Source organism: Frigoribacterium sp. Leaf415, from assembly GCF_001424645.1.
Classification (GTDB): domain Bacteria; phylum Actinomycetota; class Actinomycetes; order Actinomycetales; family Microbacteriaceae; genus Frigoribacterium.
In genome coordinates, this window is the sequence record NZ_LMQR01000001.1 from 3113518 (window position 1) to 3129147 (window position 15630).

Sequence of the window (15630 nt, forward strand, 5' to 3'; positions counted from 1 at the left end):
CCTCCGTCTCGAGAGGGATCTTCCGATGGATTCACCTGCCGGAAAGACAACGGCAAGGCCGCGGCCGTACATTCGAGGCGTGACCACCTCGAGCGCCGTCGCGCCTGCGCCCCTCCCCACGCGACTGCGCCGCACCTGGTCGCGCGTGCAGGCGCATCCGCGTGGCCTGCTCTACGGCTTCGTCGCCGTGCACGCCGCCGTGTTCCTGGCGCTCACGCCGCTGATGATCGGCGGCGGGGTCAGCGGCGACCTGCCGCTCTACCGCCTCTGGGCGACGGGGGCCCTGAGCGACGGCGTCTGGCCCGTCCTCGACTTCTCGTGGGTCTACCCGGCCGGGGCCCTCGTGCCGATCGTGCTGCCGAACGTCTTCGGCGAACAGCACTACCAGTTCGTCTGGCTGGCACTGCTGACCGCCCTCAACGCCGTCGCGCTCTGGCTGCTCACCGACCGCGGTCGTCACACCGTCGACAACCGGGCCGCCTGGTGGTGGCTCCTCGTGACGCTCGTGCTCAGCCCCGTGGCGTTCCTGCGGCTCGAGGGGTTCAGTGCGCCGTTGGTCGTCGCCGCCCTGATGCTGCTGTCGACGCGTCCGCGGGTGGCCGGACTGCTGCTCGCCGCGGCGACCTGGATCAAGGTCTGGCCCGCCGCCGTCATCGCGGCGGTCGTCGTCGGGTCGCGTCACCGGGCGGTCGTGCTGCGCGGGGGCGTGCTCGTCACCATGGTCGTCGTGTCGTGCGTGTTGCTCGGCCGGGGGGCCGACGATCTCACGAGCTTCGTCACGATGCAGTCGGGGCGGGCACTGCAGCTCGAGGCGACGCTCTCGACGCCCTGGCTCTGGATGGCCATGCTGCGCGTCCCCGGCGCCTCGGTCTACCAGAACGTCGCCCTCGCCACGCGTGAGGTGATGGGCCCGGGCGACACCTGGATGATCAACGAGAGCACCCAGGTCATGCTCGCCGTCCTCGTGCTCCTGGCCGGCGTGCTGGCCGTGGCCAGCTTCGGCCTGCCCCGGTGGGGTGCGTCGAGGAGGCGCGGGTCGGCAGCGTCCGCCGACGCCGTGTCCGTCGTCCCGGCTCGTGCCCGCGGCGACGAGTTCGGCACGGTGCTGCTCGGCGCCTTGACCCTCACCCTCGCCTTCGTCGTCTTCAACAAGGTGGGCTCGCCCCAGTACCTGCTCTGGATCGTGCCGATCGTGGCCGTCGGGTACGCCTCGCGCCCCGAGGCGTTCCGGACGCCGGCCGTGTTGACCGCCTGGGCCTCGGGGCTCACGACGCTCGTCTTCCCGATCCTCTACCGACCGCTGATCGAGCTCAACCCGGTGGCCGTGCTCGTCCTGGGCGCCCGCAACGCCCTGCTCGTGGTCCTGTTCTGCTGGTGCACGGTGCGCCTGGTGCGGCTGGCGGTCGCCACGGTGCGCAGCGACGCGCTCGAGGTGCGCGTCCCATTGGTGGCGACCCGCGCCTCCTGACCGCGGCGTCGGGCGGCTCGTCCCCCGCGTGCCGACGGGTGGCGTCGTCCACGGATGCCCGGCCAATCTGGGCCGTGTGCTCCGTCTCGTGCCACCGTGGGAGGCCTACCTGCCACCACGAACCAAGGAGCACTCATGAAAGGCAAGATCCTCTTCGTCGCAGGAGCGGCCGTCGGGTACGTCCTCGGAGCCCGCGCGGGCCGCGGCGCCTACGTCAAGATCAAGAACCAGGCCGAGAGCCTGTGGGAGAACCCGACCGTCCAGAAGGGCGTGCAGCAGGCCGAGGGCTTCGTGAAGGAGAACGCTCCGGTCGTCGCCAAGAAGGCGCAGGACGTCGCGAACGACGCCGCCCACGCGGTCGGCTCGAAGGCGAAGTCCGTCTCGGGCAAGGGCTCGGACGCCACCGACAAGGCCGCCGCGAAGGCGACCGAGGCCGCGCACAAGGCCGCCGACAAGGTGAACGAGAAGGCCGACGACGTCAAGAAGCAGACCTCGGGCACCAGCCCCGACGACGACAAGCTGCCGGGGGTGACGGTCGGTGAGTGACCTGAAGGCACCCGAACAGAGCACCAAACGTTCGCTCGGCTCGCTGATCGGCAGCCTGCCCGAGCTGATCTCGCGGCTGATCCGCGGCGAGATCGCGCTCGCCAAGACCGAGCTCGCCACCAAGGCCAAAGAGGCCGGGGTGGGCGTCGGGTTGTTGGTCGGCGCCGCCCTGTTCGGCTTCTTCCTGCTCGCCGTGCTCATCACGGCCGGCGTGCTGGGGCTCGCGACCGTCGTCTCCCCCTGGCTCGCGGCGCTCATCGTGGCGGCCGTCCTGCTCGTGATCACGGCCGTGCTGGCGCTGCTCGGCATCAAGGCCCTGAAGAAGGGCGTGCCGCCGACCCCCGAGAAGGCCGTCGCCAGCGTGAAGGCCGACGTCAGCGCGTTGAAAGGGCAGGGCAGCTATGACTCCGAGAAGCACTGACGCGAGCGATCACGAGAAGCACGGCACGGCGAAGCGCGGCAAGGGTGACGAGCCCGACCCGCGTGCCGAGCTCGCCGAGGCCCGTGCGGCCGAGGAACGCGCCGATGCCCACGGCAGCACGTCGCCCGACAAGGACGCCGAGAACGCCGCCGGGCCCCGCCCCGGCGCGAGCATCCCCGAGATCGAGCTCGACCTCGCCCGCACCCGCGAAGAGTTCGCGGCCACGCTCGACGCCATCGAGGACAAGTTGAGCGTCCCCGCCCACGCCCGTCGGCTGAAGGCGAGCGTCAAGCGACGCCTCGACAGCGACCCGAAGCCCGTCGTGGCGGCCGCCGCGGCCGGCACCGTCGGCGTCGTGGCGCTCGTCGCCGGCATCGTCAAGACGATCAGGCGCTGACCCGTGGCCCAGAAGAGCACCGAGCGCGAGCAGCAGTCACCCGACGAGGACGACTCCCGCAAGCCGCAGGACCTGACCGACGTCTCCAAGCCCTCGTGGGGGTACGTGCTGGGCAAGGCCCTGCGCGAGTTCACCCGCGACCAGTGCACCGACCTCGCCGCCGCGCTCACGTATTACGCGGTGCTGGCGATCTTTCCGGCGTTGCTGGCGATCGTGTCGCTCCTCGGTGTCGTGGGGCAGGCGGACTCGACCGCGAAAACGCTGCTCGACCTCGTGTCGCAGTTCGGGTCCGAGGACGTCGCCGCCCTCCTACGGGAGCCGATCATGCAGCTCACCGGCTCACCGGCCGCCGGGGTCGCCCTGGTCGTCGGTGTCCTCGGTGCCCTCTGGTCGGCCTCCGGTTACGTGGGTGCCTTCGGGCGGGCCATGAACCGCGTCTACGGCATCGACGAGGGGCGTCCGATCTGGAAGCTCCGTCCGACCATGCTCGGCGTCACGGCGTTCACGGTCGTGCTCATCGTGATCGCCGCGCTCATCCTGGTCATCAGCGGCCCCGTGGCCGAGACGGTCGGCGACCTCGTCGGACTGGGCAGCACCGCGGTCTTCGTCTGGGACATCGCCAAGCTGCCGATCCTGGCGATCATCGCCATCGTCATCGTCGCGGTGCTCTACTACTGGGCTCCCAACGTCAAGCAGCCGAAGTTCAAGTGGATGAGCCTCGGGTCGCTCGTGGCCCTGGTCATCTGGCTGGTCGCGTCCGTGGGGTTCGCGTTCTACATCGCGAACTTCTCGAACTACAACAAGACGTACGGCTCGCTCGGTGCGGTCATCGTCTTCCTGCTGTGGCTCTGGATCACGAACAACGCCCTGCTCTTCGGCGCCGAGTTCGACGCCGAGCTCGAGCGCGGTCGCGAGCTGCAGGCCGGCCTCCGGGCCGAGCGCGACATCCTGCTGCCGCCCCGCGACACCGCCCAGAGCGAGAAGAAGGCCGCGGCCCTCGCCAAGGACGAGCTCGCCGGCATGCGCCTGCGGCAGGCGGCCGCGGCGACGATCGAGAAGAACGGCGACGAGGTGCCCGAGCCGGACGGCGAGGGCGGCTCCGAGGCGTCCGAGTCCGACCGGAAGAAGGACGAGCGCGCCGAGGACGGGCACTCGAAGGGCGACGGCTCGAAGGGCGACCGCGACGACTAGGTGACGTCTCCGCACGACGCGACCCGCGCCTCCTCGGCTCTCACGAGCTCGGGAGGCGCGGGTCGTCTCTCGTGCGAGGGCGACGGTCACCGGGTCGCGCACGCCCCGACCGGCGAGCCGAACCCGACCTGCGCGTACGCGTTGCGCGTGCCGAACCCGACCTGCGCGTACGCGTTGCGCGTGCCGAACCCGACCTGCACGGACGCGTTGAGCGTGCCGAACCCGACAACGCGGCCGCGACACGCCGCCCGACAGGGGCTGCGGACGGCGTGTCGAGCTCGGATGGTCGCGAATTGCACACCGAGGTGGAGAGGCCGTGCGTCGGTGGGGTGGGCTAGAACGCGAAGCCGAGCTCGGCGGGGTAGTCGCCGCGTGCGGTGAGGGTGGTGGCGGCGTCGCGCAGGTGCGACAGCGTCAGGCCCATCGTGGTCGGGCCGAAGCTGACCCGCGAGACGCCGAGCTCGGCCAGGCGGGCGAGCGGGACGGACGACGGGTTCGAGATGACGCTGACCTTGCCGTGGATCCGGTCGAGGGCGGCCTTGACGAGGTCTTCGGTGCCCAGGCCGAGGACGAAGGCGCAGTCGGCTCCGGCGTCGAGGTAGGCGTTGGCGCGGGTGATCGCGTCGTCGAACGAGTCGGGGTCGCCGGCCAGGGAGTCGACCCGGGCGTTGATCACGATCGGCACCCCGGCACGGTCGCCGGCGCGGCGGGCGGCGGCGATCTTCGAGACCTGGGCGTCGATGTCGTACAGGGGCGCCTTGGCCTGGCCGATGCTGTCCTCGATGTTGAGGCCGGCGGCCCCCTCTTCGATGAGGCGGAAGACGTTGTCGAGCGTGCCGGCGGCGTCGGTCGCGTAGGCCTTCTCGAAGTCGACGGAGACGGGCAGGTCGACCGAGCGGATCACGAGGCGGACGGCGGCCAGCATGTCGTCGACGTCGAGTCCTTCGCCGTCTTCCACACCGTGGGCCTCGCTGATCGAGTGGGAGGCGGTGGCCAGGGCCTTCACGCCCGGTGCGCCCGCGACGATGCGCGCCGTGATGCTGTCCCAGACGTTCGTCACGATCAGCGGGTCGCCGGGGACGTGCAGGGAGCGGAGGAGTTCGGCCTTCTCGGCCGTGCTGGAGATCGACATGCGCCCAGCCAACCAGCCCGGGCTGGCAGGCACCAGCCCGGGCCGATCTCGGCGGGGACTAGTCGCGGCGCAGGACGAGCTCGCTGAGCGGCAGGCGCTCGCGCGGGGCGGTCTCGCGCTCGGCGAGGGCCTCGATCAGCTTGTCGGCCTCGTCGACGACGCCGACGGCCGTGACGGTGACGGGCTTGAGGTTGTCGGTCAGGTCGAAGGCGGCGACGATCTTGTCCCACTCGACGCCGGCCATCTGGTGGGTGTGGAAGCCCTCGGCGTGGGCCTGCACCGTCAGGTGGGCGACGGCCTGGCCGAGGTCGTACTCGGCGGTCGGGCGTGCGTCGCCCTCGACGGTCGACGTCTCGGCGACGGCGACGATCAGTGCCGCGGCGTTGCCGGCCCACATCGCGTTGAAGCTCATGAGGGTGCCGACGATCGTGTCGAACGACTCGCTGCCGCGGCGGGCCACGATGAAGCGGCGGGGCTGGTGGTTCTGCGCCGACGGAGCCCAGCGGGTGGCCTCGAGCAGGGCGTCGAGCTGCCGGTCCGAGATCTCGGCGGTCGGGTCGAACGAGCGGGGGCTCCAGCGCTCGTCGAGCAGCGACACGATCGGGACGCTGGTCTCGGCGGTGCGGATGGTGGACGGGGCGGTGGACTCGGAGATCGACATGGTGCCGCTTTCTTCTCGTTGACAAGGGGGTGGGCGCGACGTCGAGCCACGGACACGACAACTCCGCCCGCCCCCGCGTGATTCCCGACGTCAGGAGGCGCGGGTCGCCTCCGCGAGGATCGCCGCCACCCGGCCGGGCACGGTCTCGTCCTGCAGGCTCGTCGTGTCGCCCAGGGGCCGGCCGTCGACGATGTCGGCCAGCAGCCGCCGCATGATCTTGCCCGAGCGGGTCTTGGGCAGGTCGGGCACCACGAGCACGGTCGAGGGCTTGGCGATGGGGCCGATCTGGTCGGCCACGTGGGCGCGCAGCACGGGGGACAGCGACCCCGCGAGCGGAGCCCACACCGACGCCTCGGCGGCGTCACCGGCGTCTCGCACCGCGCCTCCTGCCGGTCGCGTCGACGGCACGACGAACGCGGCGATCGCCTGGCCGGTGCGCTCGTCGGTCACACCGACGACGGCCGCCTCGGCGACGGCCGGGTGCGACACGAGCGACGACTCGATCTCGATGGTCGACAGGCGGTGCCCCGACACGTTGATGACGTCGTCGACCCGGCCGAGCACCCAGATGTCGCCGTCGGCGTCGTACTTCGCGCCGTCGCCCGAGAAGAACCAGCCCTGCCGCCAGTACGTCGCCCAGTAGCTGTCGCGGTACCGCTCGGGGTTACCCCAGACCGTGCGGGCGAGCGCGGGCCCGGTCTGCTGCACCACGAGGTAGCCGCCGCTGCCGTTCGGGACGCGCTCGCCGGCGTCGTCGACCACGGCGGTCGAGAGCCCGGGCAGGGCCCGCAGCGACGAGCCCGGCTTGAGGGTGTCGGCCCCGGGCAGCGGGGCCATGACGGCGGCCCCCGTCTCGGACTGCCACCAGGTGTCGACGATCGGGCACTCGCCCCGGCCGAACTGCTCGTGGAACCAGACCCACGCTTCGGGGTTGATGGCCTCGCCGACCGTGCCGAGCAGGCGCAGCGACGACAGGTCGTGGGTGTCGGGCAGCCCGTCGGGGAACCACGACGACAGCGTCCGCACCAGCGTCGGCGCCGTGTAGTAGGTGGTCACGCCGTAGCGCTCGATGATCTCGAGGTGCCGGGCCGGGTGGGGGGTGTCGGGCGTGCCCTCGTAGATCACCTGGGTCAGGCCGTTCGACAGCGGGCCGTAGATCTCGTAGGTGTGCGCCGTCACCCAGGCGAGGTCGGCGGTGCACCAGTGCACGTCGTCGGGCTTGGCGTCGAAGACGGCCCAGTGGGTCCAGTTCGCCTGCGTCAGGTAGCCGCCGCTCGTGTGCACGAGCCCCTTGGGCTTCCCGGTGGTGCCGCTCGTGTACATGATGAACAGCGGCGTCTCGGCCCCGAAGTACTCGGGCTCGTCGGTGTCGGGTTGCGGGTCGACGACGTCGTGCCACCACAGGTCGCGGCCGTCCGTCCACGGCACGTCGGGCGTCTGCTCACCGGTGCGCCGCACGACGAGCACGTGCTCGATCTCGTTGTCGCCGCCGACCGCGTGGTCGGCGTTCGCCTTGACCGGCACCGCGGCCCCACGACGGAACTGCCCGTCGGTCGTGACCAACAGCTTGGCGCGGGTGTCCTCGACGCGGAACTTCAGCGCCTCGCCCGAGAAGCCTCCGAAGACCAGCGAGTGGATCGCGCCGAGACGCGCGATGGCGAGCGTCACGACGATCGTCTCGGCGATCACCGGCAGGTAGACGACGACCCGGTCGCCCCGGCCGACGCCCAGCGAGCGCAGGCCGTTCGCGGCCTTCACGACCTCGCGTTCCAGCTGGGCGTACGTGATGTCGCGGCGGTCGCCCGGTTCGCCCTCGACGTGCAGGGCGACCTTGTCGCCGAGGCCGGCGTCGACGTGCCGGTCGACGCAGTTGACGGCGACGTTGAGCGTGCCGTCGGCGAACCAGGTCGCCTCGGGCACCGTGAGCTCGCCCCCCGGCCCCTCGGTGACGGGCTTCCAGGTGTGGGCGACCGTCCACGGCGTGTGCCAGTCGAGCCGTTGCGACGCCTCGGCCCAGAACGCGACGGGGTCGGCGGCCGCTCGCGCGTGTTCGGCGGACGTGACGTTGGCCCCCTCGACGAGCGCAGGAGGCGCGGCGAAGGTCCGTCGCTCGTCGAGCAGGTTCGAGATGGTGTCGCTGGTGGCCATGCGTCCCACGCTACGGGCGGCCCGTCGGCGACGGGCGCCGCGGGGCAACTCTGCGTAACGCGCGGGGACCGTGCCGGTGCTGAGGGCGAGTGACGGGCCCCTTGTCGTTCGGCATTCGACGTGAGATATTTGTATGTCACGTGATCCCGACCCGAGAAGAGAACATGTCCGACTCGACCCTGCACCGTCCACTGTCCGCCCCCTCGTCGTCGCGTCGGGGCGGTCCTCCCTCGACGGGTGGCGGCTCGACGGGCTTCCGGCGTGACGTCCAGGGCTTGAGGGCCGTCGCCGTCGTCGCGGTCGTGCTCGAGCACGTCTCCGGCTGGCCGCGCGGCGGGTTCGTAGGTGTCGACGTCTTCTTCGTCATCTCGGGCTTCCTGATCACCGGGTTGTTGCTCCGTGAGCACGCTCGGACCGGCCGCATCTCGCTGGCCGACTTCTACCGGCGCCGGGTCCGACGCCTGATGCCGGCGGCGCTCGTCGTCGTCGCCACGACCCTGCTCGCCGCGACGGTCCTCCTGCCCGACCGACGCGTCGTCGGGCTCGGGGTCGATGCCCTCTACTCTCTCGCCTTCGTGGCCAACTGGCACTTCGCCGCCGTGGGCACCGACTACTTCACCGCCGACGGGCCCGTCTCGGCGTTCCAGCACCTCTGGTCGCTCTCGGTCGAAGAGCAGTTCTACGCGTTCTGGCCGCTCCTCGTGATCGTCGTCCTCGGCTTCGGTCTCCGGCGTGCCGGGCACCCTGCGCCCGTCTCCGACGCGGGGGACACGGGGCCGGGCAGGCGGCTCGTGCTCGCGGCCGTGATCACCCTCCTCTGCGCCGCCTCGTTCGTCTGGGCCGTGGTCGACACGGCGGCCGACCCGACGGGTGCCTACTTCTCGACGCTGACCCGGGTCTGGGAACTCGGGCTCGGCGGCCTCGCGGCCCTGGCCGTTCCGCTCACCCGACGGCTGCACCGGGGGGTCGGCACGACGCTCGGTTGGCTCGGCCTCGTCGGCATCCTGGCGAGCGTCGTGGTCGTCGACGGGCAGACCGCGTTCCCGGGCCCGTGGGCAGCCCTGCCGGTGGTCGCCACCCTGGCGGTCGTCGTGGGCGGCGGCGTGCCCGGTGCCGTCGCGCCGGCGCCCCTCGCGAACCGGGTCACCGACTACCTGGGCGCGATCAGCTACTCGCTCTACCTCTGGCACTTCCCGATCGTGGTCATGATCCGTGCGGTCCTGCCCGAGGGCGAGCTGCTGGCCTACCCCCTGTCGCTCGGCTTCGCCGTGGTGGGTCATCACCTCGTCGAGAAGCCCTTCATCTCGTCGCCCCTGCTCGCCCCGCGACGGGGCGAGGGTCGTCGTCGGCTGTGGCGTCGCTGGGCCGACGATCAGGCGCCGTCCGCGGGTCGAGCCGCCATCGGGGGCCTCGGCATGCTGGCCGTCGTCATGGTGGTGGCCGCCGTGGTCTCGGTCCGGCCCGTGGCGGTGCCGCCCGTGCTCCCGCCCGTCGCCGGTGGCACGGACCTCGGGGCCTCCGTCGAGGCCGGGGCGTCAGGCGGCGGTGCCGCTCCGGTCGGCGCGGCCGAGGGGGCGATGGTCGAGTCGGTCCGGTCCGCACTCGCGGCGACCTCGTGGCCGTCGCTCACCCCCGACCCGGGCGACACCATGCCGTTCGGCGCGCACAACGACTGCGGGCGCGTCGATCTGCCCCTGCCGCGCGCCGAGTGCACCTTCGGCACCGGTGACAAGACGGTCGTCCTCGTGGGGGACTCGACGGCGGCGGCCGAGCTCGACGCCCTGGTCGACGTGGTCGAATCGGACGACAGCGGGTGGCGTCTGGTCGCGCTGCCCATGTTCGGCTGCCCCTTCGTCGATCTCGCCGTCACCCAGAAGGCCGACCCCGAGAACTGCTCCACCCATCAGGTCGACGCCGTCCGGACGATCGTCGAGGAGGTGCCCGACGTGCTCGTCGTCACGAACTCCTTCGTCCCCTTCGAACACGCCGACACCGGCGCACCCGTCACCCCGCGCGAGTACGCCGAGGCGCTGCAGCGCCAGCTCGAGTCGCTCGGCGGCGCCGCGACGAGCACCGTGTTCGTCACGCCCCCGCCGGCCCACCGGTCGCTCGACGACTGCTACCGCCCGGGTGGTTCGCCCGTCGACTGCATCTCGTCCGTGTCGTCGGATCACGCCGCCAACCTCGTCGAGACGCAGAAGACGATGGAGGCCCTGGGCGGCTCCGTCGTCGACACGTCGCGTTTCCTCTGCGTCGACGGGCTCTGCCCGGCGTTCGTCGACGGGGTGCCGGTGAAGCGGGACTTCACCCACTTCACCGGGGCGTTCGACGAGAAGCTCGCCCCCGTGTTGCGCGAGCTCGTCTTCGAGACGGGAGGCGATCCGGCTCCGTGACACCCGGTCGGGCACGGGCCGGCGTGCCCGCGATCGCGTCCGTCGCTCGGCACGATCGTGACCCTGTCGTGACTCGACGCCGCCTATCGTGGCCTGGTGACCAGCACCCGCCGACGCCCTTCCGCCCGCCGGTCGACCGGTGTGCTGGTGGGCGCGGCGCTCGCGGCAGCCCTCGTGCTCGCACCGGTCACCGCCTTCGCCGCCGACGCCGCCGGCGCCGCGGACCCTGCCTCGGCCACGGCCACCCCGGCGGAGCCCACCCTCGAACCGTCGGCGCCGGTCTCGACCGGCACCCCGGACGCCGCGGCGTCGACCGCCTCGCCCTCGCCCTCGCCCTCGGCCGTCACCGGCGCCATGAACTACGTCGTCAACGCCGAGCCCGGCGCCGTCACGACCGAGGCGGCCTCGGCCGCCGTGATCGCCGCGGGCGGCACCGTCCTCGAGACCTGGGCCGAGATCGGGGTGGTGACCGCCCGGTCGACCGTCACCGACTTCGCCGAGAAGGTCCGCGCCTCCTCGGCCGTCGAGTCCGCCGGGCCGACCCGCACGGCCGCCGTCCGCACGACGTCCGCGGCCGACACGGGCGGCGTCCAGTCGACCGGCCTGGTCGAGCAGGCGGTCGACGCGACCACGGCGACGGCGCGCGCGACGACGCAGGCCGCCGACGTCGCCGACCCCGCCGAAGAACGAGGGTGGAACGACCAGGCCGTGCACGCCGCCGAGGCGCGAGCGGTGCAGCCCGGCAGTCCCGACGTGTTGGTCGGCGTGCTCGACAGCGGGATCGACGCGACGCACCCCGACCTCGCCTCCCAGGTCGACCCGGCCGCCTCGGTGGGCTGCAGCGTGGACGGCGTCGCCGACACCGCCCCTGCTGCCTGGGCGCCGTCTCCCGACGCCGCGACGAGCACCCGCGAGCACGGCACCCACGTGGCCGGCATCATCGCCGCGGCCGACGACGGCCGGGGCATCGTCGGCGTCGCCCCGGGCGTGCGGCTGGCCAGCGTCAAGGTCGTCGACGCGGACGGCTTCATCTACCCCGAGTACGCGGTCTGCGGCTACATGTGGGCGGCGCAGCAGCAGATGGACGTGACGAACGCCAGCTTCTTCGTCGACCCGTGGGCCGCTTGGTGCTCGGCCGACTCCGACCAGGCCCCGGCCCTCGAGGCGGTCGCGCGGGCCGTCGCCTGGTCCCAGCACGAGGGCGTCCTCGACGTGGCGGCCGCAGGCAACGCCGCGACCGGTGCCGTCGCCGTCGATCTCGCCCACAAGACGACCGACTCGCTCAGCCCGAACGACACGACCCCGCAGCCGGGTCGCGACGTCTCGTCGGGGTGCGCGCAGCTGCCCGCCGAGGTCGACGGCGTCGTCACCGTCTCGTCTGCCCAGCAGGGCACCGGGGGCTCGATCGAGAAGTCCCGGTTCTCGAACTACGGGGCCGGCGTCGTCGACCTGACGGCCCCCGGGTCCGCCGTGCTCAGCACGGTCCCCGGTGGCGGGTTCGCCGCCCTCAGCGGGACCTCCATGGCGGCTCCGCACGTGGCCGGGGTCGCAGCCCTGCTGGCGAGCGTGCACCCGGACGCGACCCCGGCCGAGCTGCGTGACCTGCTCGCCCGTCAGGCCGGTGGCGAGACCCCGGCCGAGTACTTCGGCGCCGGCATGGTCGACGCCTTCGTCGCCGTGACCGAGGATCTCGGGCGGGGCCCGGTCGTCGTCGCCCCCGACGGCACGCTGCGAGCGGGCGCGGCGGCCACCCTGCGCGGCACCGGCTTCGTGCCCGGCGAGACGGTCCGGGCCGAGGGCGACGCGTTCGACGAGTCGACGTCGACCGTCGCCGACGAGCGTGGGCGGGTCCAATTGCCCGTCCGGCTCTCGCCCGGCACCGCGCCGGGTCCCCTGTCGTTCGCCGTGGTCGGGTCGTCGGGTTCGAGCGCGGTCGTCGACGTCGAGGTGCAGGAGGCGCTGGCCGGCCCGGTCATCACCTCACCCGCCGTCGGCGCGCGTCTGCCCTCGGGGCAGGCCGTGGCCGTCGCGGGCACCTCGATCGACTCCGCCCGCGTCGCCGTCACCGTCGAGCCCGCAGCGGACGTCCCGGCGCCTGCCCGGGTTGCTGCCGGTGTCGCCGCCGAGTCCATGACGGTCCGCGCCGAGCAGGACGGCACGTTCCGCGCGACGTTCACCGACCTCGCCGAGGGGGACTGGCAGGTCTCGGCCGTCACCTGGACGGTGGACGACGTCGTCTCGGCCACCGGTCCCGTCGTCCTCTTCGCCGTCGACCCGCTCCCCGCTCCCGTGCCGGGGGGCGAGAGCGGCGTCCCGGCCGGGCCCGGGGCTCCGCCGGTCGGTCCGGGGTCCGCGGTCCCCGCCCCGGACGCCCTGGCGGGCGGGACCGTGTCCGAGGCGGGCACCTCGGGACGCCCGCTCGCCGCGGACCCGGCCCGCGCCTCCTCGGCCGCTCTCGCCTGGACGGGCTCCGAGCCGAGGCCGGTCGCTCTCGCCGCGCTCTTGATCGTCGTGTTCGGCGTGGTCGGCGTCGCCGTCGGACGCCGTCGCCTCGTCGACGACGGCCGGTAGCGGCCCGGCCCGCTCGTCGGTCGGGCCCGGTCCGTCGTCCGTCCGGCACGGGAGGTGCGGCCCGGCCTCGGTCACCGACCGACCTAGGATGGTCCGCGACCCGCCGCCGCCCGCCTGGAGGACCTCTCGTGACCAAGGCCCCGACCGTGTACGACGTGGCCGCCCACGCCGACGTGTCGATCGCGACGGTGTCGAGGGTGCTGCGCCGTCCCGACGACGTGCGCCCCGAGACCCGCAGCCGGGTGCTCGAGTCGGTGCGTGCCCTCGGCTACGTGCCGAGCGGCGCGGCCCGCGGCCTCGCCGGGCGACGCACGGGCGTGCTCGGCCTCTTCCTGCCGGGCCACGACGGCATCGACGGCCCCGAACCCGACTGGGCCCGGGTGTCGGACGCGTCGCGCATCCCGCTGATCGACGACCGCGAGCGGGTGGAGGCGTCGGCCGTCGTCGACCCGGGCCGCGGTGTGCCGACCCCCACCGCGCCTCCTGCGCCCGACCACGGGTCGAACCCGGCCAACCTCTACTTCGACGAGGTGCTGCGCGGCGCCGAGGTCGAGGCCTGGCGACGCGGATTCGCCCTCATGGTCGCGGCCGGCCGGGGGTCGAGCCGCGAGGTGATGGTCAACGACATCGCGGGCCGGGTCGACGGGCTCGCGGTGCTGGCCCAGACGGTCCCGGGCGACCTGCTCGCGCACGTCTCACGACGCATCCCCGTCGTCGTGCTCGCCGACTCGAGACCGGGTGACGACCTCGACCACGTCGGCGTCGACAACGTCGCCGGCATGCACGCGCTGACCGACTTCGTACTGGGAACGCGAGGGGTGCGCGACGTCGCCTACGTCGCCGGACCGTCCGACTCGCCCGACGAACTCGACCGTCACGCCGGTTTCGACCGGGCCGTCGAGGCGCACCGCGCCGCCGGGGCGCGCGTCACGGTCCGGGTCGAGCCGGGCGAGTTCTCCCGCGCCGGCGGTCGTCGTGCCGCGGCGGCCCTGCTCGAGGCCGGCGACCTGCCCCGGGCCGTCCTCTGCGCGAACGACCAGTCGGCGCTCGGCGTCCTCGACGTGTTCGGCGAGCAGGGCGTCGACGTGCCCGGCCGGGTGCTCGTGACGGGCTTCGACGGCATCGACGCCGGCCGTTTCTCCCGGCCCCGGCTCACCACGGTGCGCCAACCGATGGGCGAGCTCGGCCGCATCGCCGTCCGCACGGTCGTGCGACGACTGACCGACCCGGGGGCGCCGCCGCAGCGGGTCACCCTGCCGGTCGAGGTGCTGCTGCGCGAGAGCTGCCCCGCGCTCTGAGGGTCGCCCCATGCCAGCCCGCCCTACCCGAGCCCGCCCTGCCCGGTGTCGGCGCCGGTGACGCTGCCGTCGTCCGGCCCGAAGACGAAGTAGTGCACGCGGTCGGCGTCGACCCCGTGGCCGATCAGGGCCGCCCGGGCGATCGCCATGAACGGCACCGGTCCGCACAGGAACACCCGGTGCGACGCGGTCAGGTCGACCCGGGCCAGGTCGATCGGGTCGAGGTAGACGCCCGGCCCGTCGATCGACGCCTCGGCCAGAGCGCTGAGCGCCGACAGCGACCCCTGCGTGTAGCTGACCCGCAGCGTCGCGTTCGGCATCGACGCGACCAGCGCCTCGAGTTCGACGCGGTGCGCGTGCCGCTCGGGCGTGCGCTCGAAGTGCAGCACCGTCACGACGCGGTCGAGCTCGGTGCGGGCCAGGTGGTCGAGCATGCCGAGCACGGGCGTGCAGCCGATGCCCGCCGAGACGAACAGGAGCGGGGCGTCGTCGAGGTCGTCGATCGTCAGCGATCCGATCGGGGGCGAGACGCTCACCACGTCGCCCACCCGCAGCTCGCGCATCAGGTGCGACGACACCTCGCCGTCGGGCGCGGGCGGTTCGCCGAGCAGCAACCGTGCGCTGATGCGCCACTGCTCGTCGTGCCCGCCGCGCAGGCTGTACTGCCGGATCTGCCGGGCCCCGTCGGCCAGCCGCACCTGCACCGACGCGAACTGGCCGGCGCGGTACCGGGGCAGGGCCTCGCTGTCGGCCGAGACCAGGGTGAGCGCGACCACGTCTTCGGCCTCGACGCGGAGTTCGGTGACGAGGGCCTCGCGCCACTCCTCGCCCGGCTCGAGGTCGGCCTGCCGGTAGATCGCCTCGACCGTCGCCACCATCTCGTCGCGGGCCTGACGGTAGACGGCCGCCCAGGCGTCGGCGATCTCGGCCGTGAAGTCCGGGCCGAGGGCGTCCGCGAACGCCTCGCCGAGGTGCCGCTCGAACAGGTCGTACTCGTCGCGGGTGACGCCGAGCGCCGCGTGCCGCTGGGCGAGTCGCGAGACGATCTCGCCGGGTGTCGCCGGCGCGAGGGTCGGCGCCCCGGCTTGGCGGGCGGCGTCCCCGTCCGACGTTCGGCCCCCCGAGGAGGCGCGGTGCCGGTCGGCGCCCTCGCCTCGCGTCGACCCCGGGGCCGCGTCGAGGACGGCCTGCGCGAGCGCCACGATCGTGCGGGCGAGCTCGCGCTGCTGCCGCCCCTGCGCGAGCTCGCCCCGGTTGAACTGGTCGCGCAGCAGGTCGGGCCGGGTGGCGAACAGGCGGCGGTAGAAGTCGTCGGCGATGTCGTGCGCCCGCTCGGCGACCACGGGCAGCGAGGCGCGGAGCGCTCGCAGCTGCGTCGTGCTGGCCATGCGGGTCCCTCCGGTC

At 73.2% G+C, this 15630-nt stretch carries 12 protein-coding genes; 8 read left to right on the plus strand and 4 right to left on the minus strand.

The window, feature by feature from the left end; genetic code table 11:
* Positions 1 to 79: 79 nt before the first annotated feature.
* The 5 genes from ASG28_RS14555 to ASG28_RS14575 all read left to right on the plus strand — a co-directional run bounded on the left by ASG28_RS14555 (position 80) and on the right by ASG28_RS14575 (position 4023).
* On the plus strand, positions 80 to 1468 hold the full coding sequence (locus ASG28_RS14555; RefSeq protein WP_055976499.1) for a glycosyltransferase 87 family protein: 1389 nt from the start codon (positions 80 to 82) through the stop codon (positions 1466 to 1468).
* A 135-nt stretch (positions 1469 to 1603) separates the two neighbouring features.
* Positions 1604 to 2014, plus strand: a complete 411-nt coding sequence (locus tag ASG28_RS16585) for a YtxH domain-containing protein (protein ID WP_157485822.1) — start codon at positions 1604 to 1606, stop codon at positions 2012 to 2014.
* Entirely contained in the window at positions 2007 to 2435 is a 429-nt protein-coding gene (locus tag ASG28_RS14565) for a phage holin family protein (RefSeq protein ID WP_055976502.1), read from the plus strand. Before ASG28_RS16585 ends, ASG28_RS14565 begins: the two co-directional genes overlap by 8 nt.
* The gene (locus tag ASG28_RS14570; protein WP_055976503.1) at positions 2416 to 2832 is read left to right on the plus strand and encodes a DUF3618 domain-containing protein; all 417 of its coding nucleotides are present in this window, start codon (positions 2416 to 2418) and stop codon (positions 2830 to 2832) included. Before ASG28_RS14565 ends, ASG28_RS14570 begins: the two co-directional genes overlap by 20 nt.
* A 3-nt stretch (positions 2833 to 2835) precedes the next feature.
* Positions 2836 to 4023 (plus strand): YihY/virulence factor BrkB family protein, encoded by a 1188-nt coding sequence (locus tag ASG28_RS14575; protein ID WP_055976506.1) that lies wholly within the window; start codon positions 2836 to 2838, stop codon positions 4021 to 4023.
* 334 nt (positions 4024 to 4357) lie between these two features.
* Here ASG28_RS14575 and ASG28_RS14580 read toward each other — a convergent pair whose 3' ends face one another.
* The 3 genes from ASG28_RS14580 to acs all read right to left on the minus strand — a co-directional run bounded on the left by ASG28_RS14580 (position 4358) and on the right by acs (position 7964).
* Positions 4358 to 5155 (minus strand): isocitrate lyase/PEP mutase family protein, encoded by a 798-nt coding sequence (locus ASG28_RS14580; protein ID WP_055976509.1) that lies wholly within the window; start codon positions 5153 to 5155, stop codon positions 4358 to 4360.
* A 58-nt stretch (positions 5156 to 5213) separates the two neighbouring features.
* Positions 5214 to 5816, minus strand: a complete 603-nt coding sequence (locus ASG28_RS14585; RefSeq protein ID WP_055976511.1) for a nitroreductase family protein — start codon at positions 5814 to 5816, stop codon at positions 5214 to 5216.
* Between the two features lie 90 nt (positions 5817 to 5906).
* Positions 5907 to 7964: an acetate--CoA ligase gene (acs, locus tag ASG28_RS14590; RefSeq protein ID WP_055976516.1), complete on the minus strand. Its 2058-nt coding sequence runs from the start codon at positions 7962 to 7964 to the stop codon at positions 5907 to 5909.
* 164 nt (positions 7965 to 8128) lie between these two features.
* Here acs and ASG28_RS14595 point away from each other — a divergent pair, with 164 nt between their 5' ends.
* The 3 genes from ASG28_RS14595 (at position 8129) to ASG28_RS14605 (ending at position 14226) form a co-directional block, all read left to right on the plus strand.
* Positions 8129 to 10357: an acyltransferase family protein gene (locus tag ASG28_RS14595; RefSeq protein WP_157485821.1), complete on the plus strand. Its 2229-nt coding sequence runs from the start codon at positions 8129 to 8131 to the stop codon at positions 10355 to 10357.
* A gap of 96 nt (positions 10358 to 10453) precedes the next feature.
* A complete protein-coding gene (locus ASG28_RS16590) occupies positions 10454 to 12928 on the plus strand; it encodes a S8 family serine peptidase (RefSeq protein WP_157485820.1) in 2475 nt (824 codons plus the stop codon).
* A 128-nt stretch (positions 12929 to 13056) separates the two neighbouring features.
* On the plus strand, positions 13057 to 14226 hold the full coding sequence (locus tag ASG28_RS14605; RefSeq protein WP_200925346.1) for a LacI family DNA-binding transcriptional regulator: 1170 nt from the start codon (positions 13057 to 13059) through the stop codon (positions 14224 to 14226).
* A gap of 23 nt (positions 14227 to 14249) precedes the next feature.
* Here ASG28_RS14605 and ASG28_RS14610 read toward each other — a convergent pair whose 3' ends face one another.
* Positions 14250 to 15614 carry a globin domain-containing protein gene (locus ASG28_RS14610; protein WP_055976525.1) on the minus strand — a complete coding sequence of 455 codons (1365 nt, stop codon included), beginning with the start codon at positions 15612 to 15614 and terminating at the stop codon, positions 14250 to 14252.
* Positions 15615 to 15630 lie beyond the last annotated feature (16 nt).